Origin of the sequence: Mycolicibacterium aromaticivorans JS19b1 = JCM 16368, from assembly GCF_000559085.1 — a bacterium.
In the GTDB taxonomy this organism is placed as follows: Bacteria; Actinomycetota; Actinomycetes; order Mycobacteriales; family Mycobacteriaceae; genus Mycobacterium; species Mycobacterium aromaticivorans.
Genome location: NZ_JALN02000001.1, coordinates 1,518,171 through 1,542,623, shown reverse-complemented (window position 1 = coordinate 1,542,623; position 24,453 = coordinate 1,518,171). Strand labels below are relative to the sequence as shown.

Below are 24,453 nucleotides of genomic sequence, written 5' to 3'. Positions count from 1 at the left end.
GCACCCGCACCGGGTGCGGGCAGTGTTCGTTCTCGGTGTCTCGGTGCAATGTCAGTTTGACGGCGACACGGCCGTTAACCTCGTTGGTTGTGTTCTGAGCGGCTAGTTGTGAGAAATTTGTCCACATGGGTCGACTGTTCGGGACCGATGGTGTCCGCGGCGTCGCCAACCGAGAACTGACTGCCGAGCTGGGCCTGGCGTTGGGCGCGGCGGCGGCGCGCCGGCTCGCGACCACCCGAAGTTCCGGCAGGCGCCTCGCAGTCGTGGGCCGTGATCCGCGCGCCAGCGGCGAGATGCTCGAGGCGGCGGTGATCGCCGGTGTGACCAGTGAGGGTGTGGACGCGCTGCGGGTCGCAGTGTTGCCGACACCGGCGGTGGCCTTTCTGACCGCGGCCTACGGCGCCGACTTCGGTGTGATGATCTCGGCATCCCACAACGCGATGCCGGACAACGGCATCAAGATCTTCGGCCCTGGCGGACACAAGCTCGACGACGACGCCGAGGATCGCATCGAAGAGCTCGTCGCGCAGGGTCCCGGGCTGCGTCCGGTCGGTGCCGAGATCGGGCGTGTGCTCGATGCCCGCGATGCGCTGGAGCGCTACCTGCACCACATCCGTGGGGCGGCACCGGTGCGATTGGACGGGCTGACGGTCGTCGTCGACTGTGCCAACGGCGCCGCGTTCCAGGCCGCGCCGCGCGCTTACCACGCTGCGGGCGCAACCGTGATCGCGATCAACGCCGAACCGGACGGCCTGAACATCAACGACGGCTGCGGTTCAACGCATCTGGAGCAGGTGCAGGCTGCGGTGCTGGCCCATGGTGCCGACCTGGGGTTGGCACATGATGGCGACGCCGACCGCTGCCTGGCGGTAGACGCCGACGGCCGGGTGGTCGACGGTGACGCCATCATGGTGATCCTCGCCCTTGCCTTGCGCGAGGCCGGTGAGCTCGCGTCCGAGACGCTGGTCGCCACCGTGATGAGCAATCTCGGGTTGCATATCGCCATGCGGGAAGCCGGTATCGCGGTGCGCACCACCGGTGTTGGTGATCGGTATGTCCTGGAGGAACTGCGCGCAGGCGAATACTCGCTCGGCGGGGAACAGTCCGGCCACATCGTGATGCCCGCGTTGGGAACCACCGGCGACGGCGTCGCCACCGGCTTGCGGTTGATGGCGCGGATGGCCCAGACCGGCTTGTCGCTTGCGGAGCTGGCAGCGCCGATGCAAACGCTGCCGCAGGTGCTCATCAATGTCACGGTGGCGGACAAGGCAACGGTCGCCGAGGCGCCTGCGGTACAGAGCGCGGTACGCGAAGCCGAGGCTGAACTCGGTGACACCGGGCGAATCTTGTTGCGCCCATCGGGAACTGAACAGATGGTGCGGGTCATGGTGGAAGCTGCCGACGAAGACACCGCCCGGCTGCTGGCGATCCGTGTCGCCGAGTCCGTCAGCGCCGAAGGCTGACACAAATTCCGGGAACCGGTCCGGTGCGGCCTGCGTCTTAGAAGGATATGGGTAACACGCGCGTGGACTGCGCCGGGTTGCGCGCTGCCGCGCAACATTTCGACGCCACCGCCGAGCTGCTCGACGAGGCACTACATGGGCAGCTGAGCCGCCTGCACTTCGGCGGCGCCGTGGCCGGTCGTGCGCACGTCGCCCACGGGGATGTGGTGCGGGCAGCGCTGGACCGGCTGACAGCCACAGTGGCGCAGTGGTCGCGGGCTGCCGAGGAGACGGCCGTCGCGCTGCGGGTCACCGCTGACCGCTACGGTGACGCCGAACTGCGTGCGGCCGCGCTGTGACGCTGGACGTGGCGTCGCGGCTTGCGGTCGGGCAATCCTCGGTGGCCAACACTGCGGCCTACGTGGCAGCCTGCCACGCCGTCGGTTACCAGCATCCGGACCTGACTGCGCACGCCGCGCAGATCTTCGAGTGGTACGGCCGGGACGACGGCTTGGACCTGGCCGTGCTCGACGCCGACTGCGTAGCTCTACGGGCGGCATCGGCCGCCGCCGACCAGGCGGTGCGTGTGTCTCGCGACGGGCTGGCCGCCATGGCGGTGGCGTGGGACGGTGAATCCGGTTCGGCGGCTGACGAATTCATCCGCCGGCACTGTGCGGCGGGCGCGGCGGTGGCCGACTCGTTGCGGGCTGCGGCGCAGAGCTGCGAGGCGCTGCGCGACCGGCTGTCGCGGGCGGTCGACGACAAGGTCGGAGCCGTCGTGTCGATCGACGACCGCCGCGCCGGTGAGCGGCCCGCGTGGTTGACCGCGGCGGCCACCGTGGTGGGCGGGGGAGCGGCACGCGAGCAGGCTATCGATGTCGTCGCTCACCAGATCACCCCGTACGTCGACGCCGACATCCGCACCGATTGGCTCCGCGCCATGCGCGCGGCGACGTCATCGGCGACGGCCGCCTACGAGGACGCGGTGCGGCAGTTGGATTTAGTTCCGACAACGCATTTCGAGGTGCCAGGAGTATTCGGTGGGCCGCCGCCCGGATCGGCGCCACCTGCATCACCGCGTACCGCGCCCGCCGCCGCAGTACCGGTCGTACCGCCGGAGGCCCTGCCGGTCTCACCCTCCGTCGGAGAATCCGGGCCACCCGCCCCGTCCGCGTTCTCACCGCCAGCGGATATCCCGGCAGCGCAATCACTTCCAGCTCAGCCGCTTCCCACGCAGCTGCCTGTCGAGGCGCCGGCGCCGTCCGCCCCGGGCATCCCTGCCTCGGCCGCGATGCCGAGCATGCCCGATGTCGGGGGCGGCTTGTCCAGCCTGGTCGGACAGATCGCCGACGCGCTCGGAGGGCTGCTCGACGGCATGCCGGAGAACGCGGTGGACGACGTTCCCCCGGGTCTGGATGGTCCCGACACCGAGGATGATCCCGCTGCCCAGGGCGATCCCGAAGACCTGGCCAGCGTGAACGAGGCTGGACCCGAGGATGATTCGACCGTCGAGGAGTCTGAGTCGGCAGGGCAACCGGCCGAGGTGCCGCCGACAGCCGCGGCGGTGGAAGCAGGGCAGGCCGAGCCGTCATCCCAACCCGAGGCGCCGGCACCCGAGGCGCCGGCACCGCCTGTCGTCGAGGAGTCCGGCGACAAGACACCGTGTGAGATCGCCGCCGACGAGCTACCGCAGGTCGGCCAGTGACCGAATGTCGCCGTGCGATCAGGGCAGCAGCTGCTGCAACTCCTCGACCCAACTGATGTATTCGCCTGCGTCAGTGGTGGTCGGCGTGGCGAGCAGTGTGGTCACCCCGGACTCGGCGAAGGCGGCGATGCGTTCCTTGACGAAGCCGCGCGGGCCGATCAGGTTCACGTTTCGTACGAGCTCGTCGGGCACGGCGGCGATCGCCTCGGCCTTGCGACCGGACAGGAACAGCTCTTGGATGTGATCGGCCACCTCGCCGTACCCGTACCGCGTCGCCAGCTTGTGGTAGAAATTCTGTCCCTTCGCGCCCATCCCACCGATATACAGCGCAAGGTGCGGCTTGGCCCAATTCAGCCGTTCCTCCACGTCGTCGCCGATGGCCAGTGACACTCCGACCATCACATCGAGATCGCCAAGCGTACTGTCACGCTTGGCTTTTCCGGCGCGCAACGCATCGCCCCACACGTCGTCGGCCTTCTCCGGGTAGAAGAACACCGGCTGCCAGCCTTCGGCGATCTCAGCGGTCAACTCGACGTTCTTCGGGCCCAGTGCGGCGATGGTGATCGGAATCCGTTCGCGGACTGGGTGATTGATGAGCTGCAGTGGCTTGCCCAGTCCGGTGCCCTGGTCGGCGGGCAACGGGATCTGGTAACTGCGACCCTGATGCTGGACCCGCTCGCGGCGCCATACCTGCCGGCAGATGTCGACGACTTCGCGGGTACGGCCGAGCGGGGCGTCGAACGGCACCCCGTGAAACCCCTCCACCACCTGCGGGCCGGACGTGCCGATGCCGAGCCGGAAGCGCCCGTCGGATACGAAGTCCAGGCCGGCCGCCGTCATCGCCAGCAGCGACGGCGTCCGGGTGTAGATCGGAAAGACGCCCGATCCCAGCTCGATCGTCGAGGTCTTGGCGGCCAGGTAACCGAGCTGGCTGACAGCGTCATAGGAGTAGGCCTCGGCGACCAGCGCGATGTCGACCCCGGCCTTTTCCACCGCCACGATGTGCTCGACCGCCTCACGAAAGCCGCCCGAATAGTCCAGAAAGATCCCGGTACGCATCTGGAAAGTAAAACACCAACCAGTTGGTTGGGCGACGGCGGGCTACTTCAGCAGCGCGGCGATCTGGCCCTCTGTTGTCACCGGCGGCGCCTCGGGATCGAGCGCCTCGGTCTTCGGCAGCACCGCTTCGGGGTCGGCGAATTCGTGGTAGGCCTTGTCGCCGGTCAGGTGAAACAGCAGGAAGCCGGTCAGCAGGGCGCGCACCGTCTTCTGGGTGCGCTTGTCGGAACCCGGTATGCCGAGGACCTTGGCGAACCGGCGCTTCTCGGCCAGCCCGGACGACTCGGCCTTGCTGACGATGTGCAACACCGACCCCTTCCAGGCTTCGGCCAGGTGCAGGGCGTCGGTGCGCAGCGATTGCGGATCGTCGGGCGCGCTGAGCACCAGACCGGGCACCGTGAGCGATGCCGCCGGTTCCTGGGCGGGGGGCCGGGTCACCGACGGAAACAGCGCCGCGACCGCCTTGGGCGCGCCCGAGGCCGCACCGGCCAGGCCCGCCGCGGCGAACACCGCCGCCGAGCCGCCGAAGCCGTGTCCGGCCAGGCCCAATTTGGTCGGATGCACGCTGATCTCGCCGGGGCCCAGCCGCACGCCGGCGATGATGTCGAGGGTCGTGCCCAGGTCGACCGACAGGTTCAGCACCGACGGGGCGAGCCCGCGTTCGGTGCCGGGCGCGGCCGCCACGATGCCCCAGGACGCGAGGTGCTCGAGCGTTTTCACGTAGTGATCGACATCTGTGAGCCAATCGTGGCCGAAGGCCACCCCGGGCAGGTTGAAGCCCGTCGCAGGGGTGAAGACGATGCCGGGTAACCCGGCAAAGGCCAGGTCACCGCGTAGAACGTGATGTGGACCGCGGCGCGTCAGCGCCGCGAAGAGCTTGCGTGTCCGGGCCACCCCATGAACCTAGCGGACGGGCGTAACCAGGGTGCTGCACTACCCTGGGTAAACATGTGCGGAATCGTGGCCTACGTCGGGCATCGTCCCGCCCGAGGTGTCGTGGTCGACGCACTGCGGCGGATGGAGTATCGCGGTTACGACTCGTCCGGGGTCGCCCTGCTCGACGGCGACGGCGGCCTGACGGTGCGTCGCCGTGCCGGCCGGCTGGCCAATCTCGAAGAGGCGCTGACCGAAACCGGCGGCGACGCGCTCGCCGGCACCGCCGGGATGGGCCACACCCGGTGGGCCACCCACGGTCGCCCCACCGACCGCAATGCTCACCCGCACCGCGACGCCACAGGCAAGTTCGCCGTCGTCCACAACGGGATCATCGAGAACTTCGCCACACTGCGCGCTGAACTGGAGGCCGAGGGCGTCGAGTTCGCCAGCGACACCGACAGCGAGGTGGCTGTCCATCTGGTCGCCCAGGCGTACCGCCAAGGTCCGACCGCGGACGATTTCGAGGCATCGGTGCTCTCGGTGCTGCGCCGGCTGGAAGGGCACTTCACGCTGGTGTTCGCCCACGCCGACGACCCGGGCACGATCATCGCCGCGCGCCGGTCGACGCCACTGGTGGTCGGCATCGGCGACGGCGAGATGTTCATCGGCTCCGACGTCGCGGCATTCATCGAATTCACCAGGGATGCCGTCGAGTTGGGTCAGGACCAGGCGGTGGTGATAACCGCCGACGGGTACTCGATCACCGATTTCGACGGCGCCGACGACACCGCGAACGCGCGTGTTTTCCACATCGACTGGGACCTGTCCGCCGCGGAAAAAGGCGGCTACGACTACTTCATGCTCAAGGAGATCGCCGAGCAGCCGGCGGCGGTTTCCGACACCCTGCTCGGGCATTTCGTCGACGGCCGCATCGTGCTCGACGAACAGCGGCTGAGTGATCAGGAGCTCCGCGAGGTCGACAAGGTCTTCATCGTCGCCTGCGGCACCGCATTCCATTCCGGGCTGCTCGCGAAATACGCGATCGAACACTGGACGCGTTTGCCGGTGGAAGTGGAGCTGGCCAGCGAGTTTCGCTATCGCGACCCGGTACTGGATCGCGGCACCCTGGTGATCGCGATCTCGCAGTCCGGTGAGACTGCCGACACCCTGGAAGCCGTCCGCCACGCCAAGAGCCAGAAGGCCAAGGTGCTGGCGATCTGCAACACAAACGGCAGCCAGATCCCGCGGGAAGCCGACGCGGTGCTCTACACCCGCGCCGGACCCGAGATCGGGGTGGCGGCCACCAAGACGTTCCTCGCCCAGATCGCGGCCAACTACCTGGTCGGCCTGGCGTTGGCCCAGGCTCGCGGTACCAAGTACCCCGACGAGGTCGAACGCGAGTACCACGAACTGGAGTCGATGCCTGAGCAGGTCACCCGCGTGCTCGAGCACATGGAGCCGATCACGAAATTGGGTCAGCAGTTCGCGTCATCGCCGACGGTGCTGTTCCTGGGCCGCCACGTCGGGTACCCGGTGGCTCTCGAGGGTGCGCTCAAACTGAAGGAACTGGCCTACATGCACGCCGAGGGCTTTGCCGCCGGTGAGCTCAAGCACGGCCCCATCGCGCTCATCGAAGACGGCCTGCCCGTCATCGTGGTCATGCCGTCACCGAAGAATGCGGCCACGTTGCACGCCAAGCTGCTGAGCAATATCCGCGAGATCCAGGCCCGCGGTGCGGTCACCATCGTCCTCGCCGAGGAGGGCGACGACACAGTGCGGCCCTATGCCGACCACATCTTCGAGTTGCCAGCGGTATCAACGCTTTTCCAGCCGTTGCTGTCCACGGTGCCGCTGCAGGTGTTCGCCGCCGCGGTGGCCAGGGCCCGCGGTTTCGACGTGGACAAGCCGCGCAACCTGGCCAAGTCCGTCACGGTGGAGTGACGACGGCGCTCAGCCCAGCTGTGCGACGGCGGCCAGGATCTCCGCGACCTCGGTGCGGGTGGTGTAGTCGGGGTGGATGTCGCTCCATGCGATAACGCCGTCACCGTCGACGATCAGGACGGTAGGCATCGGCAGCTCGTAGCCACCGTCAGCATTGGCTTCTCGCAGGTCGACGCCGAGCTGCTGACTGACCGCACGTGACGCCGCAGAGGGCGTGACGACGATGCCGAGCGCCGAGGCGATCTGGTTGCCGGGGTCGGAGACCACGTCGAAGGTCAAGGCGTTGGCTTCTGTAGTGGATAGTGACCCGTCGGGCTTCTGGGGGCTGACGGCGATCAGTGGTATTCCGCGCGACGAGAGTTCCGGAACCAACTGATCCTGGTAAGTCTTCAGCGCGAGATTGCAGTATGGACACCACGTGCCGCGGTAGAAGACCACAACCGCCGGACGGTGTGCGCGCAGTGCACTTATCGTGGTCGATTTCCCGTGTGCATCAACAACTTCAGGGTCTGGCAGGGCAGTCCCCGGCTGCGCCGCACCGAGCGGTACGCCTTCCTCGACCATGCGTTTCTGGTCTGCGGTGAACACTTCGATGGCGCCGGCGGGCAGGTGACCCGCCAGGCCCTGCTGCATCTGCGCGACCTGGGTGGCGATCGTGGCCGGCTCAGTGGTGGACACGGAGACTCCTTTCGTAGGACTGCCGCCGATGGTGTCCCGGAAAAAATGGAGTGTCAACATCAAAATCAATGCCGCCGAACGGTGTCGGACGGTGCCTCGGTCAGGAGCGTGCCGATGTGAGTGATCACGGTGTCCATTGCTGCGGTCAACGCGGCGGTGTCCCGGTTGACCTGGCTCAGCAGGAGGCCTCCCTGGGTCGCGGCCAGCAGCGCCAGTGCGAGACGGTCGGTATCGGTGCCGTCGGCGAATTGACCCGCGGACGCCATGGATGCGAGTCCGGTGCGCAGTATCCGCTCCCACTCGGCGAACCAGCGTGCCAGTTGTGCGCGTGCGACGGCGTCGGTCTCTGCCAGATCCGCGGCCAACGATCCCAGCGGACATCCGCCAACACAGTTTTGAGCTGTCCGAATACCGACCACCAGATCGCGCCAGCGCCACAGATCGGCCAGGCACGTCACCCGGTCCAGGCCGAGGTGCTGGACGCCGAGAACTCGTTGCCCCTGAAGCTCGATGACCGCTGCCACCAGGGCGCCCTTGTCGGCGAAGTAGTGGTATAGCTGCGACGAGCTGATCCCGGCCGCCTCCTGGATGTCCTCCACGGTCGTCCGGGCCACGCCGCGCTGCTGCATCAGGTCCGCGGCGACCGCCACGATTCGATCCCGAGTCTGCACGCCTTTACGGGTCAGTCTCCGGCCGTTCACCGCTACGGTTGCCGCACTCTGTGCTGGATCGTTCACTCCAAAATCGTACCGAGCGCCACGTGGTCTTGGCGGTCTGCTGATACAGCGACCAGCGCCGCGCGGAGCGATCCGGCGGAGATGACGCGCTCATCGGTGGACTCGCAGAACGCCTCCCACCCCGCGCGTTCGCTCGAGACAGTGACCAGCCACGCGGACTCGGCCGTTATCCGGGGTTCAGCACGTAACCTTGGTGCCGATGCGGCACTACTTCACCGCCGACGCGATTCGCGCCGCCGAGGCGCCCCTGCTGGCCGGCCTGCCTGATGGTGTACTGATGCGTCGTGCCGCCTATGGATTGGCCACCGCGATCGCCCGCGAGCTGCGAATCCGTGCCGGCGGCGTGGCCGGTCGCCGGCTCTGCGCGGTGGTCGGCTCGGGCGACAACGGCGGTGATGCGCTGTGGGCGGCCACCCTCCTGCGTCGCCGCGGGGCTGCCGCGACCGCGGTGCTGCTCAACCCCGACCGCACTCACGCCAAGGCGCTGGCCGCGTTTCGATCTGCCGGCGGCCGGGTGGTTCCGGCTGTACCGCCGTTGACCGATCTCGTGATCGACGGGGTGGTCGGCATCTCCGGCAGCGGCCCTCTACGTCCGGCGGCGGCCGAGGTGTTCGCCGCTGCCGAGGACGCCGAGATTCCGGTGGTGGCCGTCGACATCCCCAGCGGCGTAGACGTCCAGACCGGCGCGATCACCGGACCCGCCGTGCGCGCAGCACTCACTGTCACCTTCGGTGGCCTCAAACCCGTTCACGCCCTGGCTGACTGCGGCCGGGTCGAACTGATCGACATCGGTTTAGACCTTCCGCCCACCTCCGTGCTGGGTATGGAAGCCGCTGATGTCAAGGCCCGTTGGCCGCTGCCCGGAGTGCACGACGACAAGTACAGTCAGGGTGTCACCGGCATCCTGGCCGGATCGTCGACGTATCCCGGCGCGGCAATCCTGTGCACCGGGGCCGCGGTGGCGACGACATCGGGTATGAAGCGCTACGCCGGGTCCGCTGCAGCCGAGGTCGTGTCGCACTGGCCGGAGGTGGTGGCTGCGCCCAACCCGCACGCAGCCGGGCGGGTGCAGTCGTGGGTCGTCGGTCCGGGCCTGGGTACTGATGAAAAAGGCTTCGCCGCTTTGCATTTCGCACTCAGTTCTGATCTCCCGGTGGTGGTCGATGCTGACGCCCTCACCATCCTGTCCACCCAGCCGGATCTGGTGGCGGGCCGAACGGCCCCAACGGTGCTCACCCCGCACGCAGGCGAGTTCGCCCGATTGGCCGGCGGCCCGCCGGGGGAGGACCGGGTGGCCGCCACCCGTCGGCTTGCCGACGCCTTCGGCGCGACGGTGCTGCTCAAGGGCAACGTCACCGTCGTCGCCGAGCCTGCCGGCGGCATCGTCTACCTGAACCCCGCAGGTGGTTCCTGGGCGGCGACCGCCGGCTCCGGGGACGTGTTGTCGGGGATGATCGGTGCGCTACTGGCCTCGGGTATGCCGCCGGCCGAGGCAGCTGCGGCGGCAGCATTCGTGCACGCGCGCGCCGCCAACGCCTCGGCCGCCGATCCCGGCCCGGCTCCGGCGCCGACATCGGCCTCGCGCATCCTCGCCCACATTCGTCAAGCCATCGCAGAACTGTAGAAAGGACACCCGTGCCCCACGTCAAGTACCGTTCCCCTTCGATCGCGCCGGCCTACACCGGACGCCTGTCGACCGACCCCATCCCGTCCCTGCGGCTGCCCGATGAGGCGATGGAACCCACTGCGGCATACCGGTTCATCCACGACGAGCTGATGCTCGACGGCAGTTCACGGCTCAACCTCGCCACGTTCGTCACCACCTGGATGGACCCCGAGGCCGAGAAGCTGATGTCGGAGACGTTCGACAAGAACATGATCGACAAGGACGAGTACCCGGCCACCGCTGCCATCGAATCCCGCTGTGTGGCAATGGTCGCCGATCTCTTCCACGCCGAGAACCTGCGCGACGACGACGCCTCCACCGCGGTCGGGGTCTCCACGATCGGGTCCTCGGAGGCCGTGATGCTCGGCGGTCTGGCGCTGAAGTGGCGCTGGAAGGCTCGCGTCGGCGACACGTGGAAGACCCGCACCCCCAACCTGGTGATGGGTGCCAACGTGCAGGTGGTGTGGGAAAAGTTCTGCCGCTACTTCGAAGTCGAGCCGCGCTACCTCCCGATGGCCGAGGGCCGCTACGTCATCACCCCCGAGCAGGTGCTGGACGCCGTCGACGAGGACACCATCGGCGTGGTGGGCATTCTGGGCACCACCTACACCGGTGAACTGGAACCGATCGCCGAGATCTGCGCGGCACTGGACACGTTGCAGGCCGACAAGGGACTCGACATCCCCGTGCACGTCGACGCCGCCAGCGGCGGATTCGTGGTGCCCTTCCTGCACACCGACCTCAAGTGGGACTTCCGGCTGCCGCGGGTGGCGTCGATCAACGTCAGCGGCCACAAGTACGGGCTGACCTATCCGGGTATCGGATTCGTGGTGTGGCGCAACGCCGATTGCCTACCCGAGGAGCTGGTGTTCCGGGTGAACTATCTCGGCGGGGACATGCCGACGTTCACGCTGAACTTCTCCCGGCCGGGCAATCAGGTGGTCGGCCAGTACTACAACTTCCTGCGGCTGGGCCGGGCCGGCTACACCCACGTGATGCAGTGCCTCTCGGCCACAGCCCGCTGGCTCTCCGACCAACTGGAGGACTGTCAGCACTTCGAGGTGATCTCCGACGGATCGGCGATACCGGTGGTGGCGTTCCGGCTCAAGGGTGACCTCGGCTATACCGAGTTCGACGTGTCGGCCGCCCTGCGCTCCTACGGCTGGCAGGTGCCGGCGTACACGATGCCCGACGGTGCGGAGAACGTCTCGGTGCTGCGGGTGGTTGTGCGAGAAGGGTTCTCCGCCGACCTGGCCCGCTCGCTGTGGGCGGACCTCAACGCCGTGCTGGGCCATCTCGACGCGATCCAGCCCGAGGGCCACTTCACCCAAGAACACTTCGCGCACTGATGACCGACGCCGAAGCACTACGCGCCGACCGTGCCGACTGGACAGCGCAACACCGTGCGACGTACCTGGAAAGCGGTGGCGCGCAGGGACACGTCCTCGACCTGAGTGACGTCGGCGGGCGGTCGTTCACCACCCACTGCCTGATCCGCTACACGGGGCGCAAGTCGGGTCAGTCGTACATCACTCCGTTGATCTACGGGAACGCCGGTGGTGAGATCGTGGTCGTCGCGTCCAAGGGTGGCGCCGACAGCCATCCGGCGTGGTATCTGAACGTTCTCTCCCAGCAGACGCTCGGGGTGCAGATCGCCACGCAGGCCTTCGAGGCCACGTGGCGCGAGCCGCAGGGCGACGAACGGCATCAGGTGTGGGAGTACATGTGCCACCTGTATCCGCCGTATATCGCCTATCAGCAGTCCACGAGCCGACGGATCCCGCTCGTCATGTTGAGCCCGCTACGGCCGATCGAGCCCTTCAGCGCACCCGTTCGTTAGCGGGATCGTAGATGGCCTTGAGCGACACGGTGATCGGATAGACCTGACCGCCGACGTTGACCGTGTACGAACCTGAGCGCACCCAGTCGGGTGTGACGACGGCGTCGTCGGTCGAGCGGAGGTAACCCAGCCCGACGCACGAACCGGTCGTAGCCCCCCATGCCGCCGAGCTGACCTGTCCGGCGACGGCGCCGTCGCGCAGGATCAGTTCGCCGCCCCAGAGCATCGGGTCGGGCGAGTCGACGGAGAAGCTGACCACCCGCCTGCGGGGACCTTCAGCCTTGGCCTTCTCCACGGCTACCCGGCCGAGGAAGTCGACATCGGAGGTCAGTTTGCAGGCGAACAGCAGCCCGGCCTCCGCCGGATTGTCGTTCGGCGTCAGTTCGCGGCCGAAAGCCCGGTAGCCTTTCTCCAAGCGCAGGGACTCGATCGCGTAGTAGCCGCCGCGGGCGATACCGTATTTCTCACCGGCCGACAGCAGGTCTTCGTAGACGCCGACCGCGAATTCGGTGGGAACGTAGAGTTCCCAACCCAATTCGCCGACGTAGGTGATGCGGGTGGCACGTACCGTGGCGTAGCCCAGCGAGATTACCTGGCTGGTGGCGAACGGGAATGCGGCGTCGGAGAGGTCGGCGTCGGTGAGCTCGCGCAGGAGCTCGCGTGACTTCGGGCCCATCACGCCGAAGACCGCCATCGAGGATGTGACGTCGACGAGTTCGGCGTGCGCCCCGGCAGGCAGGTTCTTGCGAATGTGGTCCTTGTCCCGTTCGGTGGTCGCCGCGCTGCTGACGATCAGGAACTCCTGCGGCCCGGTGCGGGTGACGGTGACGTCCGATTCGTAGGTGCCGCGTTCGTTGAGCATCCCGGTGTACACCGACTTGCCCACCGGCACAGCCACGTCGGCGGTGCACAGCCACTGCAGACCTGCCACGGCTCCGGGTCCGGCGAGCACGTATTTGGAGAACGACGTCTGGTCGAAGACGGTGACGCCGGTGCGGGTGCTGACCTGTTCGGCCACCGACCACGGCAGCCAGTTCTGCTTACCCCAGGAGTATTCGATGACCGGCTCGCTGCCCGGTGGTGCGAAGAAGTTCGCCCGCTCCCAGCCCATCCGACTACCGAAGTTGGCCCCCGCCGCCACCAGCAGGTGATGCACCGGGGAACGGCGGAACGGGCGTGCTGTCGCCAGTTCCCGGTTCGGCCAGGGGATTTCGTAGTGCACACCGAGGATCTCGGCCACCCGGTCGTGCAACCAGGACACGTTGCCGTTGAACGGTGCGAAGCGGCGGATGTCGACGCCGGTGAGGTCGGTGGTGGGGGAGCCGTTGACGATCCACTCCGCCAGTGCGCGCCCGGCACCGCCGGCCGAGGCGATGCCCACCGAGTTGAATCCCGCGCCGACGAAGAAATTGGCGCACTCGGGAGCCTCGCCGAGGATGAATTGGTTGTCCGGGGTGAAACTCTCCGGGCCGTTGTACAGCTTCTTCAGGCCGGTGTGTTCGAGTGCGGGAATCCGCAACAGCGCATTGTCCATCAGGATCTCGAAGTGCTCCCAATCCTCGTCGAGCAGCTGAAACTCGAAGGGGTAGGGAATCTTGTCGGGGGCCACCCACGGCTTGGCTTCCGGCTCGAACCCACCGATGACCAGCCCGCCGACTTCCTCCTTGAAGTAGGTGTAGCCGTCGGGATCGCGCAGGATCGGCAGATCGGGATGGACGCCGGCAATGGTTTCGGTGACCACGTAGAAGTGTTCGGCAGAATGCAGCGGCACGTTGACCCCGGCCAATGCGCCGATGGCCTTGGCCCACTGACCGGCGCAGTTGACCACGATTTCGGCTTCGATGTCGCCGGCGTCGGTGCGAACTCCCGTCACGCCGCCATCGGCGGTGAGCACGTCGAGCACGCGAACGTGCTCCAACACCTTGGCGCCCCGCTGCCGCGCACCCTTGGCCAAAGCCATCGTCAGGTCGGTCGGATTGGCCTTTCCGTCGGCGGGCAGCCAGATCGCGCCCACCAGGTCGTCGACCCGCATCACCGGGTAGCGTTCGAAAGCCTCCTCCGGGCTGAGGAGTTCGCAATCGAGCTGATAGGCAGCCGCATTGGCCGCGGTGCGGCGAAGCTGGATCATCCGATCTTCGCTGCGCGCCAACGTCACTCCGCCGCATTGCTTGTATCCGGCACTCAGCCCGGTCTCCGCCTCCAGCTCGGCGTACAGCTCGGTGGAGTATTGGACCAGCCTGGTGCCACTCTCCGATGCGCGCAGCTGGCCGACCAGACCGGCTGCGTGCCAGGTGGTTCCGCACGACAGCTGGCCTTGTTCGAGCAGCACCACGTCGGTGTGCCCCAGTTTGGTCAGGTGGTAGGCGACGCTGGTGCCGATGACGCCGCCGCCGATGATGACGACGTGGGCACGGTCGGGCAATGATGGGGTCGACATGGGTTCCTATCGGTTGTCAGTCGGGTGCCTGGGCATCGGCGAGCAGGCGCGGGAAATCGGGACCGCGGAACTCGGCGACCGCCGACTCGTAGCGTTCCATCGCCCATTCCCAGAAGTCGAAATCCAGTGTGCTGGTGGCATTCTGGATACATCCCCACAGTGTCCAGCCGTACTTGCCGACGATTCCCTGCAGGCGGGCTCGCGCTGTCTTGTGTCGTAGCCGACGGCCGTAGTACGCGCTGACCAGTTCGTCGAGCTGGTCGGTGGACAATCCGCACTCGGCCCAGATGTTGCCGAGTTCGAAACAGGGATCGTTGTTGCCGGAGTACTCGTAGTCGATCAGCCACACCTTGCTGCCGTCGTCCACGAAGTTCCCGGCGAGCAGATCGTTGTTACACGGAACGGTCGCGTGTTCGCCGATGCCGAGGATGCGCTTCATCGCCTGGAACTCGCGGGTGAAGTACAGATAGTCGGTCGGTATCCGGAACCCGCGCTCCAGGACGACTTTCAAGTAGCCAGGCTGCAGTTCGAACATGTCGAAGCGGTCGCGGAAGCGCGGACCGGCGTGCAGTGTGCGACATCCCTGCGCGACCCTGGCCAGGACGTCGGGCCGCTGAAAGTCCGCGTTGGTCAGCGTGACACCCTCGAGAAAGCCGACCAGAAGGATGCCGAGGTCGGGCCGATAATCGATCACCGGCGCCCCGACGCCGGCCTTCTCGGCCGCGGCGCTGTTGTGGTACTCGTTGTCCCGGTCGATGCCGAGCAGATCGGTGGACGTGACGCTGCAGCGGGCGACGTAAGTCGCTGCCGGCGTGGTGATCTTGATGTTGCGGTTGGTGAGGCCACCGTGGAGTTCTTCGATCTGGCGCGGTTGTCCGGCCAGCGCCGGCAGCTGATCCAGCAGCGCATCCAGTTCCGGATCGGAAATGAACGGCATGAGGGGATCCTTGCGCAGAAAGTGTGTCGCGCTAAAAGACTAGACTATTGACTTGTGACTGTGCCAGTGCTTGACTCGGCCGTGCCGATCTATCCGGATGCCCGTCTGGCCCGCGAGATAATCACCGGCTGGGCGGCCGCCCCGCAGCCCGCAGCGATCTTCGACTTCAACGGCACGTTGTCCGATGACGAGCCGATCCTGTTCCGCATCTTCAGCGAGCTGTTCGGTGAGCATCTGAACTGGGGCTTGACCCAGCAGGACTATGACCGGCACCTGCTGGGCCACAGTGACCGCGAGATCGTCGAGAAGGCACTGGAGATCAGCGGCGCCGTCGGCCACGACGTCGACACGCTGCTCGAACTACGCAAGCGCCGTTACCGCGAACTCGTTGCCGGCGACAACCCGATCCGCGCCCACACGGTGCGGCTGGTGCAGCTGTTGGCCGAGCACGAGGTGCCTATGGCCATCGTCACCGGAGCGCAGCGCGACGACGTCGAGGCGGTGTTGTCGACCAGCCCGGTCGGTGAACTGATCCGGGTGGTCGTCGCCGAGGAGGATGTCATCCGAGGCAAGCCGGACCCGGAGGGCTTCCTCTCCGGCGCTGCCCACATCGGTTGTGCACCAGAGCACATCGTCGTCTTCGAAGACTCGGTACCCGGCGTTCGCGGTGCGCTCGCCGCCGGAATGCGGTGCGTCGCGGTCGCGGTCGAGCCCAGTGACGAGCTGCTGGCGGTGGCCCCGGCGGTCGTCGATCGGCTATCGGCCGATGTAGTCGAGCATGCGCTGCCGTCGCTGCGCGGCCGCTAGTTCTCCGGTGGTGCTTTCGGCTGAAAGGGTTGGTACCACTTCCAGTCTGCGCGTTCGCCGGTGGGTCCGGGGCAGGGTGGAACCGTCGGTGGTGGATGGTGTGGTGGGCGGGCGAGTGAGCGCGAGCTGAGTGGGTCGCCGTCGCTGTCGGTGACGGTGAGTTGGTGGGCGGGTCCGGTGATGGTGATGTCGCCGTGGTGGTGTGCTCGGTGGTGATAAGGGCACAGCAGCACGAGGTTGTGCAGTTCGGTGGGGCCGCCGTTTTCCCAGTGTTGGATGTGGTGGGCGTGCAGTCCACGGGTGGCGCTGCAGCCGGGGACTGCGCAGGTGGTGTCGCGGTGTTCGAGGGCGCGGCGGAGCCGCCGGTTGATGGTGCGGGTGGTGCGGCTGGCGCCGATGGGCTGGCCGTCGCGTTCGAACCATGCTTCGCAGGTGGCATCGCACGTCAGGTATTGGCGATCGCCATCGGAGAGCAGCGGACCCAGATGTAGTTGCCCGGTGTGCTTTTCGACGTCGAGGTGGACCACCACGGTGGTGCGTTGCCCGTGGGGGCGGCGGGCGACGTCGGTGTCCCAGCCGGCCTCGACCAGGCTCATGAACGCGTCCACGGTGTTGGGCAATGGTGGCGCGTTGTCTGCAGAGTCGGCGTCGTGATCGCGTTTCCAGTCTGCGACCAACGCATCATGATGGGACTGCAGCGCGGCGTCGAACGTGGCTGCTTCGCTGTGCGGAAGGGTGATCTTCCAGGTGGTGGTGTCCTCACCGGAGGTATTGGTGATCGCGCGTTGCGGTTCTGGACGGGACGCGCCGTCGGGCCTGGGTTCCAGCTTGATCGCGGTGCGCAGCTGGCCGACTGTCGCAACCGTGGCCAGTTGCGCGTAGTGCTCGTCGGAGCCGTCGGCGGCTCGTTGGGCGATGACGCCGACCTGATCCAGGGACAACCGGCCTTCCAGCATGCCTTGTGTGCATCGCGGAAATTCAGAAAGTCGATGTGCGACAGCTGAAATGGTGTTGGCGTTGGAGGGTGAGGTGCCCAGCTTCCAGGCCACCACGGCGGCGACGGACCGCGCCCCGGTCATACCGCAGAGGTCGTCGCGATCCAATTCGGCGACAAGCTCCACGATGCGGCCGTCGATCGCGTTGCGCTGGCCGGCCAGCTCCGCCAACTCCTCAAACACCACCTCCAGACGCTCCTTCGGGCTGAGCACGGTGGTCGAGGACATAACTCCATGATGACAGCAGGGTCCGACAAAAATCGCTGCGACGTTAAGACGCGGGCGAGGTCTCCACCGCGGCGTCGGGTCCGCGGTCGACGCCGGATTTGACCCGGATCCGAGTGCGATCCGAGCGGAAAAAGTCGTAGGAGAATTCAACGGGAACATCGTTGCGGTCGTAGGCCGTTCGCGTCACCAGAAGCAACGGATCGCCGATCGCAACCCCCAGCAGCCCGGCCGACGACTCGCCGGCCGGTACCGCCTCGATGTGCTCGTCCGCCGAACGCAGCGGAGTGTCGAATTCGTCGGCCATCAATGCGTACATCGAGCCGGTCAGGTCTGCGGACAGCAGTCCGGGAAACCGGGCCGCAGGGAGGTACGTCTCCTCGATCAGCACCGGCGTGTTGTTGGCCGAGCGCATCCGGACGATCTTGTGTACCTGGGCGCCGCGCTTGAGCCGCAGGGCCTGGCGCACCACGCCGGTCGCCGGGCGGGTCGCCGCGCCGATCACCCGTGCGCCGGCGGCCATGTCCAGCCTGCGCAACTGCTCGGTGAACCCGGGCAGGCCGATGTGGTCGAATTCCAGCCGCGGGGTCTCGACGAAGTTCCCCCCGAAACGCCCCCGGCTGCGCCGGATGAGCCCTTTGGCTTCGATGGCCGCCAGCGCCTGGCGCAGCGTCATCCGGCTCACGCCGAGCGCGCCGGCGATCTCGACCTCGGCAGGCAACTTGTCGCCGGGCGCCAGCACCCCGGAAACGATCAGTTTCTCCAGCCAGATGGCGATCCGGGCGTGGGCCGGCTGCTCGGACGGCCCGCTCAGGTCGGGACGTTCGGCCAGGACGGCGTCGTCCATCGACAGCACCCGCATTCGGCCGACTCTACCGCTCCTACCGGCACGAAATGACAGGTCAGCGCCCTATGCGGGCTCCCGTGTCGGTTTCTGGGACAATTGGCGACGGTGAGGAGACCATGCACACGACTTCGTTGACCCCGTCGACGCACACCCAGGTTTGGCGCCCCGGCGCCGAAGCGATCGTCGATCTGGGGGCGATCGCCCACAATGTGGGCGTTCTGCGTGAGCACGCGGGCTCCGCCCAGGTGATGGCGGTGGTCAAAGCCGACGCCTATGGCCATGGCGCTGTTGCGGCCGGCCGCGCGGCGGTGGACGCCGGCGCCGCTGAGTTGGGAGTGGCCACGATCGACGAGGCGCTGGCGCTGCGCCACGGTGGCATCACGGCGCCGGTTCTGGCGTGGCTGCACCCGCCGGGCACCGACTTCGCCCCGGCGCTGACGGCCGACGTCGGAGTCGCGGTGTCATCGGTGCATCAGGTCGGTGCGGTTCTCGACGCCGTCGAACGCACCGGGCGCACGGCGGAGATCACGGTCAAGGTCGACACCGGACTCAACCGTAACGGGGTGAGCGCCGCCGACTATCCGGCGCTGCTGGCCGAACTCCAGCGCGCTGCGGCCGCAGACGCGATCCGGTTGCGGGGCATCATGTCGCATCTTGCCAATGGTGATGTCCCCGACGATCCGCTCAACGACCTTCAAGCGCAGCGCTTTACCGCGATGATCGCCGAAGCGCGTTCTCGTGGAATCGAATTCGACGTCGCACACCTGTCCAACTCGCCGTCGGCGATGACCCGCCCGGATCTGGGTTTCGACATGGTCCGCCCCGGCATCGCGGTCTACGGGCTGAGCCCCATCCCTGAGCGTGGCGACATGGGCTTGCGCCCGGCGATGACGCTTCGCTGCACCGTCGCGATGGTCAAGCCGGTCAAGGCCGGTGACGGCGTGTCGTACGGCCACACCTGGATCGCGGAGCGGGACACGAATCTGGCCTTGCTGCCCATCGGGTACGCCGACGGCCTGTACCGCACACTCGGCGGACGCATCGACATCCTGATCAACGGGCGGCTGCGGCGAAGCGTCGGGCGGGTCTGCATGGATCAGTTCGTCGTCGATCTCGGTCCGGGCGATCCCGGAGCCGCCGCCGGGGACGAGGCGATCCTGTTCGGCCCGGGCACATCTGGTGAACAGACCGCCCAGGATTGGGCCGAGCTGCTCGGCACCATCCACTACGAGGTGGTCACCAGCCCGCGCGGACGCGTGGTGCGCACGTACCGGGAGCCCGGCGCCGATGGCTAGTGACGGCCAGAAGAGCCCCAAGCCGCGCGGCATTGATCAGCGGCTGGCCCGCCGCGCCGAGAAGAGCGCCGAGCGGTTGGCGCGCAAGGCAGACCACCCGGGTCTCGGTGTCGGTAAGCGCGCCGGCCTGCTGGCCGGTGTAGCCGGCCTCGGCGCCGTCGGCACGGTCGCAGGCGTTTCGGCCGCTCGTTCGTTCGGGCACCGGTCGGACATCGAAGACGTCTATCAGCGCGAGGATTTCGGGCTGCTCGATGCCGACCGCGGCTGTGTGGTGACCACCCCGGACGGTATCCCGCTGGTGGTGCGCGAGGTCGGACCCACCACGGCCCCCTTGACCGTGGTGTTCGCGCACGGATTCTGCTTGCAGATGGGATCGTTCCACTTCCAGCGCGCGGCACTGGCATCCCGGTGGGGCGATCAGGTCCGGATGGTGTTCTACGACCAGCGCGGGCACGGCCAGTCCAGCGCCGCACCTGTCGACACCTACACGGTGGATCAACTGGGCAAGGACTTGGAAACCATTCTGCAAGTGATGGTTCCGCGCGGACCGGTGGTTCTCGTCGGGCACTCGATGGGCGGTATGACGGTGCTGTCGCACGCCCGGCAGTTCCCCAAGCATTACGGCAGCCGGATCGTCGGCGCGGCGCTGATCTCGTCGGCCGCCGAGGGGTTGTCCCGCTCACCGCTGGGCGAGATCCTGCAGAACCCGGCGCTCGAGGCGGTGCGCTTCGCCGCGCGGTACGCGCCCAAACTGGTCCACCGCACCCGGGGTGCGGCGCGCTCGGTGATCCGTCCCATCCTGCGGGCCGCCTCCTACGGCGACGACCATATGAGCCCGAGCGTGGTCGCGTTCTCCGAGAAGATGATTCACGACACGCCGATCGCGACTCTGGTGGAGTTCCTGCACGCTCTGGAAGTCCACGACGAGAGCGCCGCGCTGCCCGTGCTGGCCCGAATCCCGACGTTGATCGCCTGTGGTGACCACGACGTGCTCACGCCGATGGTGCATTCCGAGGAGATGGCGGCGGTGCTGCCCAACAGTGAATTGCTGATCGTGGCCGGTGCCGGACACCTCGTGCAGCTGGAGCAGCCCGAGCTGATCAATGACGCGCTGGTGAGCCTGGTCGAGCGTGCGACCCCGTCGAAATTGGTGGCCTTCGCACGACGACTCAAGGACCGCAACCGTGGATAGCACGAAGGTGCAGGACGGCACCCGCGAACTGGCCACCGTCGAGGACACCATCGCGCTCGGCGAACAGTTCGGCCGGCAACTGCGGGCCGGTGACGTCGTTGTCCTGTCCGGCCCGCTGGGCGCTGGAAAGACCGCACTAACCAAGGGAATCGCGCTCGGCATGAATGTGGAGGGTCCGGTGACCTCACCGACGTTCGTGCTGGCCCGCGTACATCGGGCACGTCGGCCGGGAACCCCGGAACTGGTGCATGTCGACATCTACCGGCTCCTCGAACACACCGGTGCCGATCTGCTGGCCGAACTCGATTCGCTGGATCTCGACGCTGACCTCGAGGACGCCGTCGTGGTGGTCGAATGGGGCGAGGGTCTGGCCGAGCGGCTGTCGGAGAACCATCTCGACGTCAGGCTGGAGCGCAGCGCCGAGAACGACGTGCGCACCGCGACATGGCGGTGGAACTGCCGATGATGCGCACCGTCCTGGTCATCGACACCGCCACGCCCGCGGTCACCGCGGCGGTGCTGGTTCGCCACGGCTCCGGCAGCCCGACAGTGGCCGCTGAGCGGATCACCCTCGACGCTCGCGCCCACGCCGAGACGCTGACCCCCAATGTGGTAGCGGCGGTGTCGGACGCCGGCTTGGCCATGTCCGATCTCGATGCCGTCGTGGTGGGTTGCGGCCCAGGCCCTTTCACCGGTCTGCGGGTCGGGATGGCCACCGCCGCCGCCTACGGGCATGCGCTGGACCGGCCGGTGTTCGGGGTGTGCAGCCTGGACGGCATCGGCACGCAGACTTCCGGGGCGGTCCTGGTGGTTACCGATGCCCGCCGCCGGGAGGTGTACTGGGCGCAGTACGCCGACGGTGTCAGGGTCGAGGGTCCTGACGTCGCCGCCGCCGCCGACGTACCGGTCGGTGATGTCGCGGGCGTGGCGGGATCGCCTGATCATGCCGCGCTGTTCGGCCTGCCGGCGATTGGGCCTGCTTATCCAACGGCTACGGGACTGGTTGCTGCCGTTGTGGATTGGGACGCGGCGCCGGCGCCGCTGGTTCCGCTGTACCTGCGCCGCCCGGATGCGAAGACGCTCGTCGAACGCGGTGTCCTGCGATGAACATTCGTTACGGCACATTGCAGAAGGCCGACGCCGCTCGCTGCGCCGAGTTGGAGAACCTGCTCTTCGACGGTGACGATCCATGGCCGGATTTCGCGTTCGTGCGTGAACTGGCGGCCCCGCACAATCGGTACGTCGCGGCCCGTGTCGACGACAAGCTGGTCGGGTACGCCGGCATCTCCCGGTTGGGTCGGATCCCGCCGTTCGAATACGAGATCCACACCGTAGGCGTCGATCCCGCGTACCAGGGGCAGGGGATCGGTCGGCAGATGATGGTCGAGCTGCTCAGCGAGGTCGGCCCGAAGTCGACGGTGTTCCTGGAGGTGCGCACCGACAACGAGCCGGCGATCGCGCTGTACACCAGCCTCGGCTTCGCACGCGTGGGTGTGCGCAAGCGCTACTACCGGGTCAGCGGTGCCGACGCCTACACCATGCGACGGGACCCGCAATGAAAATCATCCTCGCCATGGAAAGCTCCTGTGACGAAACAGGAGTCGGTATCGCGCGCCTGAATGTCGACGGCACGGTCACGTTGCTGGCCGACGAGGTGGCCTCCAGTGTCGACGAGCACGCCCGGTTCGGTGGAGTCGTCCCCGAGATCGCGTCCCGGGCCCACCTCGAAGCGCTCGGGCCCACCATGCGCCGGGCACTGCAAACCGCCGGAATCGACAAGCCCGACGTCGTCGCGGCCACGATCGGGCCCGGGCTGGCCGGTGCCCTGCTGGTCGGGGTGGCCGCCGCCAAGGCGTACGCAGCCGCGTGGGGTGTGCCGTTCTATGCCGTCAACCACCTGGGCGGGCATCTCGCAGCTGATGTCTACGACCACGGCCCGCTTCCGGAATGTGTTGGGCTGCTGGTATCCGGTGGGCACACCCATCTGCTGCACGTGCGCTCGCTGGGCGAGCCGATCGTCGAGCTGGGCAGCACCGTCGACGATGCGGCGGGTGAGGCCTACGACAAGGTGGCCCGGTTGCTCGGCCTGGGCTATCCCGGCGGCCGGCCACTGGACGAGCTGGCACGCACCGGGGATCGCACCGCAATCGCTTTCCCGCGCGGCATGACCGGCCCCCGCGACGAACCGTTCGCATTCTCGTTCTCCGGACTCAAGACCGCCGTGGCCCGCTATGTCGAACGCCATCCCGATGCGCCGACCGCCGATGTCGCCGCCGGATTCCAGGAAGCCGTCGCAGATGTGCTCACCGCCAAGGCGGTGCGGGCCGCTGCCGAGCTCGGAGTGTCGACACTGCTGATCGCCGGCGGGGTCGCGGCCAACTCGAGATTACGTGAACTGGCCGAAGAACGCTGCGCCGCTGCAGGTTTGACGCTTCGTATTCCGCGACCGCGGTTGTGCACCGACAATGGGGCGATGATCGCCTCGTTCGCAGCGCACCTCATCGCGGCCGGCGCTGCCCCGTCGCCGCTGGATGTGCCCAGCGATCCGGGTCTGCCGGTCATCGCGGGCCAGGTCACCGCCGGCCGGGCCGGTCGTTGATGCACTACGACCTACGGCTGCGTCCGGCGCAGCCCGAGACCCCAGCCCCGGATGCGTTCACCATCCACCGCCGCGAGGTACCGGCAAGCCCGGGCCGGGACGGATTGTCGCTGGCCTACATTCACGAAGGTATCGGCGGGTATCCGCTGCTCCTGTTGCACGGCTACCCCGAGACCAAGCGGATCTGGTGGCGCAACATCGCCGCGTTCGTGGACGCCGGTTACGAGGTGATCGCCCCAGACCTGCGCGGGCACGGCGACTCCGATGTGTCGCAGGACGACGTGTACGACATCGCGGCCTACAGCCGTGATGTGTATCTGTTGGTGCACGACGTCCTGAGTCACGAACGCTGCGGCGTTGTCGGCGGGGACGTCGGTGGGGTGGTCGCGGTGGATCTGCTGCACCGGTATCCGGGCTTCGTCGACAAGCTGGTGTTCTTCGACACCGTGCCGCCGCTGGTGTTCGACGACTATGTCGCGGCGGGCCTGGACCCGATGAGCATCCTGAGTGACGGCCCGACCGGGGACTACCGCGAGCGGCAGGGCGCCACCCCGGACGAACTGGCTGCCGACCTCGATACGGTCGACAAGAGGCGGCGCTACATCGGGGAGATGTACGGCCACCGGCTGTGGGCCTCGCCGGGGACGTTCAGCTCGCACGACGTCGACTTCATGACCGAGCCGTTCGGCAGCGAGGAGCGGCTGCGGGCCGGGTGGGCGGTGTATCAGTTAGCTCATGGCCGCCCGGTCAGCGAGCCGCCGATCATGGACCGCAAGGTCGATGTGCCGACGCTGGTCCTCTACGGCATGGACGATCACGTCGTCGGCCCGGAGTTCATGCACTTCTGCGAGGTCGCCTTCACCGACCGGACCGGACCCGTCGTGCTGCCCGGCGCCGGGCACTTCCTGCAGTGGGAGCGGGCCGATTTGTTTAATGCCCTGGTCAGCGCATTTTTTGGGGACTTACGCGTCCGTCACGAGCTATCTGACTGACCTGCGGCGTCCGCTCTGGGCGAATAGGCAGCATGCCACCCTTGAGTGCTAGCACTCGCATGTATAGAGTGCTAGGTGGCTTACGGACAACACCCCTCTCGTCGGCACCCGCGACGACGACGCGAGGACACGGACGTATGCCGAACACCTGGTAATTCCGACTGGTCCGGGCGCACTCGCCCC

At 67.4% G+C, this 24,453-nt stretch carries 23 protein-coding genes; 15 read left to right on the top strand and 8 right to left on the bottom strand.

The window, feature by feature from the left end; translation table 11 throughout:
• The first annotated feature begins 125 nt into the window (after positions 1 to 125).
• From glmM to Y900_RS07415, 3 genes are read left to right on the top strand one after another with little or no spacing between them, the layout of a single operon-like run.
• A complete protein-coding gene (gene glmM / locus Y900_RS07425) occupies positions 126 to 1,463 on the top strand; it encodes a phosphoglucosamine mutase (RefSeq protein ID WP_036340748.1) in 1,338 nt (445 codons plus the stop codon).
• A gap of 47 nt (positions 1,464 to 1,510) precedes the next feature.
• Positions 1,511 to 1,801, top strand: a complete 291-nt coding sequence (locus Y900_RS07420) for a type VII secretion target (protein ID WP_036340744.1) — start codon at positions 1,511 to 1,513, stop codon at positions 1,799 to 1,801.
• Entirely contained in the window at positions 1,798 to 3,147 is a 1,350-nt protein-coding gene (locus Y900_RS07415; RefSeq protein WP_036340741.1) for a hypothetical protein, read from the top strand. Before Y900_RS07420 ends, Y900_RS07415 begins: the two co-directional genes overlap by 4 nt.
• An 18-nt stretch (positions 3,148 to 3,165) precedes the next feature.
• On the opposite strand, the gene Y900_RS07410 is transcribed toward Y900_RS07415, so the two are convergent.
• Together Y900_RS07410 and Y900_RS07405 are read right to left on the bottom strand one after the other, a co-directional pair.
• Complete coding sequence (locus tag Y900_RS07410) at positions 3,166 to 4,206, bottom strand: LLM class F420-dependent oxidoreductase (RefSeq protein ID WP_036340739.1); 1,041 nt, start codon at positions 4,204 to 4,206, stop codon at positions 3,166 to 3,168.
• Positions 4,207 to 4,248: 42 nt separating this feature from the next.
• Positions 4,249 to 5,100: a dienelactone hydrolase family protein gene (locus Y900_RS07405; protein ID WP_036340737.1), complete on the bottom strand. Its 852-nt coding sequence runs from the start codon at positions 5,098 to 5,100 to the stop codon at positions 4,249 to 4,251.
• 54 nt (positions 5,101 to 5,154) lie between these two features.
• Here Y900_RS07405 and glmS point away from each other — a divergent pair, with 54 nt between their 5' ends.
• Positions 5,155 to 7,023: a glutamine--fructose-6-phosphate transaminase (isomerizing) gene (glmS, locus tag Y900_RS07400; protein WP_036340734.1), complete on the top strand. Its 1,869-nt coding sequence runs from the start codon at positions 5,155 to 5,157 to the stop codon at positions 7,021 to 7,023.
• A 9-nt stretch (positions 7,024 to 7,032) separates the two neighbouring features.
• Here the strand turns inward: glmS and Y900_RS07395 are convergent, their stop codons facing one another.
• Together Y900_RS07395 and Y900_RS07390 are read right to left on the bottom strand one after the other, a co-directional pair.
• Positions 7,033 to 7,701, bottom strand: coding sequence for a peroxiredoxin-like family protein (locus tag Y900_RS07395; RefSeq protein WP_036340731.1), 669 nt, complete (start codon positions 7,699 to 7,701; stop codon positions 7,033 to 7,035).
• A 65-nt stretch (positions 7,702 to 7,766) separates the two neighbouring features.
• Entirely contained in the window at positions 7,767 to 8,438 is a 672-nt protein-coding gene (locus Y900_RS07390) for a TetR/AcrR family transcriptional regulator (protein WP_237752523.1), read from the bottom strand.
• A 199-nt stretch (positions 8,439 to 8,637) separates the two neighbouring features.
• Here Y900_RS07390 and Y900_RS07385 point away from each other — a divergent pair, with 199 nt between their 5' ends.
• Genes Y900_RS07385 through Y900_RS07375 form a run of 3 tightly spaced genes read left to right on the top strand, consistent with a single transcriptional unit; the run spans position 8,638 to position 11,944 of the window.
• A complete protein-coding gene (locus Y900_RS07385) occupies positions 8,638 to 10,062 on the top strand; it encodes a bifunctional ADP-dependent NAD(P)H-hydrate dehydratase/NAD(P)H-hydrate epimerase (RefSeq protein WP_036340729.1) in 1,425 nt (474 codons plus the stop codon).
• A gap of 11 nt (positions 10,063 to 10,073) precedes the next feature.
• Positions 10,074 to 11,453, top strand: a complete 1,380-nt coding sequence (gene gad / locus Y900_RS07380) for a glutamate decarboxylase (protein WP_036340726.1) — start codon at positions 10,074 to 10,076, stop codon at positions 11,451 to 11,453.
• Positions 11,453 to 11,944: a nitroreductase/quinone reductase family protein gene (locus tag Y900_RS07375; protein WP_036340722.1), complete on the top strand. Its 492-nt coding sequence runs from the start codon at positions 11,453 to 11,455 to the stop codon at positions 11,942 to 11,944. The genes gad and Y900_RS07375 overlap by 1 nt, the downstream gene beginning before the upstream one ends.
• On the opposite strand, the gene Y900_RS07370 is transcribed toward Y900_RS07375, so the two are convergent.
• Together Y900_RS07370 and Y900_RS07365 are read right to left on the bottom strand one after the other, a co-directional pair.
• The gene (locus Y900_RS07370) at positions 11,925 to 14,381 is read right to left on the bottom strand and encodes a GcvT family protein (RefSeq protein ID WP_036340720.1); all 2,457 of its coding nucleotides are present in this window, start codon (positions 14,379 to 14,381) and stop codon (positions 11,925 to 11,927) included. The two genes, Y900_RS07375 and Y900_RS07370, sit on opposite strands and share 20 nt — an antisense overlap.
• 16 nt (positions 14,382 to 14,397) lie before the next feature.
• Positions 14,398 to 15,318 (bottom strand): choline kinase family protein, encoded by a 921-nt coding sequence (locus tag Y900_RS07365; RefSeq protein ID WP_036340717.1) that lies wholly within the window; start codon positions 15,316 to 15,318, stop codon positions 14,398 to 14,400.
• Positions 15,319 to 15,372: 54 nt separating this feature from the next.
• On the opposite strand from Y900_RS07365, the gene Y900_RS07360 reads away from it, so the two are divergent.
• Positions 15,373 to 16,125 (top strand): HAD family hydrolase, encoded by a 753-nt coding sequence (locus Y900_RS07360; RefSeq protein WP_237752522.1) that lies wholly within the window; start codon positions 15,373 to 15,375, stop codon positions 16,123 to 16,125.
• Here the strand turns inward: Y900_RS07360 and Y900_RS07355 are convergent.
• Together Y900_RS07355 and Y900_RS07350 are read right to left on the bottom strand one after the other, a co-directional pair.
• A complete protein-coding gene (locus Y900_RS07355; protein WP_036340714.1) occupies positions 16,122 to 17,348 on the bottom strand; it encodes an HNH endonuclease signature motif containing protein in 1,227 nt (408 codons plus the stop codon). The two genes, Y900_RS07360 and Y900_RS07355, sit on opposite strands and share 4 nt — an antisense overlap.
• 43 nt (positions 17,349 to 17,391) lie before the next feature.
• On the bottom strand, positions 17,392 to 18,207 hold the full coding sequence (locus Y900_RS07350) for a GntR family transcriptional regulator (protein ID WP_051659943.1): 816 nt from the start codon (positions 18,205 to 18,207) through the stop codon (positions 17,392 to 17,394).
• 101 nt (positions 18,208 to 18,308) lie between these two features.
• Here Y900_RS07350 and alr point away from each other — a divergent pair, with 101 nt between their 5' ends.
• From alr to Y900_RS07315, 7 genes are read left to right on the top strand one after another with little or no spacing between them, the layout of a single operon-like run.
• Positions 18,309 to 19,487 (top strand): alanine racemase, encoded by a 1,179-nt coding sequence (gene alr, locus Y900_RS07345; protein WP_051659942.1) that lies wholly within the window; start codon positions 18,309 to 18,311, stop codon positions 19,485 to 19,487.
• On the top strand, positions 19,480 to 20,679 hold the full coding sequence (locus Y900_RS07340; protein WP_081845018.1) for an alpha/beta fold hydrolase: 1,200 nt from the start codon (positions 19,480 to 19,482) through the stop codon (positions 20,677 to 20,679). The genes alr and Y900_RS07340 overlap by 8 nt, the downstream gene beginning before the upstream one ends.
• Entirely contained in the window at positions 20,672 to 21,145 is a 474-nt protein-coding gene (gene tsaE / locus Y900_RS07335; protein WP_036340711.1) for a tRNA (adenosine(37)-N6)-threonylcarbamoyltransferase complex ATPase subunit type 1 TsaE, read from the top strand. The genes Y900_RS07340 and tsaE overlap by 8 nt, the downstream gene beginning before the upstream one ends.
• A complete protein-coding gene (gene tsaB, locus Y900_RS07330; RefSeq protein WP_420329801.1) occupies positions 21,145 to 21,786 on the top strand; it encodes a tRNA (adenosine(37)-N6)-threonylcarbamoyltransferase complex dimerization subunit type 1 TsaB in 642 nt (213 codons plus the stop codon). The genes tsaE and tsaB overlap by 1 nt, the downstream gene beginning before the upstream one ends.
• Positions 21,783 to 22,238 (top strand): ribosomal protein S18-alanine N-acetyltransferase, encoded by a 456-nt coding sequence (rimI, locus tag Y900_RS07325; protein WP_036340709.1) that lies wholly within the window; start codon positions 21,783 to 21,785, stop codon positions 22,236 to 22,238. Before tsaB ends, rimI begins: the two co-directional genes overlap by 4 nt.
• On the top strand, positions 22,235 to 23,278 hold the full coding sequence (tsaD, locus tag Y900_RS07320) for a tRNA (adenosine(37)-N6)-threonylcarbamoyltransferase complex transferase subunit TsaD (protein ID WP_036340706.1): 1,044 nt from the start codon (positions 22,235 to 22,237) through the stop codon (positions 23,276 to 23,278). The genes rimI and tsaD overlap by 4 nt, the downstream gene beginning before the upstream one ends.
• Entirely contained in the window at positions 23,278 to 24,270 is a 993-nt protein-coding gene (locus tag Y900_RS07315) for an alpha/beta fold hydrolase (RefSeq protein WP_036340703.1), read from the top strand. Before tsaD ends, Y900_RS07315 begins: the two co-directional genes overlap by 1 nt.
• The last annotated feature ends 183 nt before the right edge of the window (positions 24,271 to 24,453 follow it).

Coding starts and splice junctions, on each gene's coding strand:
- glmM (WP_036340748.1), top strand. CDS start 126: ATGGGTCGACTGTTCGGGACCGATGGTGTCCGCGGCGTCGCCAACCGA.
- Y900_RS07420 (WP_036340744.1), top strand. CDS start 1,511: ATGGGTAACACGCGCGTGGACTGCGCCGGGTTGCGCGCTGCCGCGCAA.
- Y900_RS07410 (WP_036340739.1), bottom strand. CDS start 4,206: ATGCGTACCGGGATCTTTCTGGACTATTCGGGCGGCTTTCGTGAGGCG.
- glmS (WP_036340734.1), top strand. CDS start 5,155: ATGTGCGGAATCGTGGCCTACGTCGGGCATCGTCCCGCCCGAGGTGTC.
- Y900_RS07385 (WP_036340729.1), top strand. CDS start 8,638: ATGCGGCACTACTTCACCGCCGACGCGATTCGCGCCGCCGAGGCGCCC.
- Y900_RS07375 (WP_036340722.1), top strand. CDS start 11,453: ATGACCGACGCCGAAGCACTACGCGCCGACCGTGCCGACTGGACAGCG.
- Y900_RS07370 (WP_036340720.1), bottom strand. CDS start 14,381: ATGTCGACCCCATCATTGCCCGACCGTGCCCACGTCGTCATCATCGGC.
- Y900_RS07365 (WP_036340717.1), bottom strand. CDS start 15,318: ATGCCGTTCATTTCCGATCCGGAACTGGATGCGCTGCTGGATCAGCTG.
- Y900_RS07355 (WP_036340714.1), bottom strand. CDS start 17,348: ATGTCCTCGACCACCGTGCTCAGCCCGAAGGAGCGTCTGGAGGTGGTG.
- Y900_RS07350 (WP_051659943.1), bottom strand. CDS start 18,207: ATGCGGGTGCTGTCGATGGACGACGCCGTCCTGGCCGAACGTCCCGAC.
- alr (WP_051659942.1), top strand. CDS start 18,309: ATGCACACGACTTCGTTGACCCCGTCGACGCACACCCAGGTTTGGCGC.
- Y900_RS07340 (WP_081845018.1), top strand. CDS start 19,480: ATGGCTAGTGACGGCCAGAAGAGCCCCAAGCCGCGCGGCATTGATCAG.
- tsaB (WP_420329801.1), top strand. CDS start 21,145: ATGCGCACCGTCCTGGTCATCGACACCGCCACGCCCGCGGTCACCGCG.
- rimI (WP_036340709.1), top strand. CDS start 21,783: ATGAACATTCGTTACGGCACATTGCAGAAGGCCGACGCCGCTCGCTGC.
- tsaD (WP_036340706.1), top strand. CDS start 22,235: ATGAAAATCATCCTCGCCATGGAAAGCTCCTGTGACGAAACAGGAGTC.
- Y900_RS07315 (WP_036340703.1), top strand. CDS start 23,278: ATGCACTACGACCTACGGCTGCGTCCGGCGCAGCCCGAGACCCCAGCC.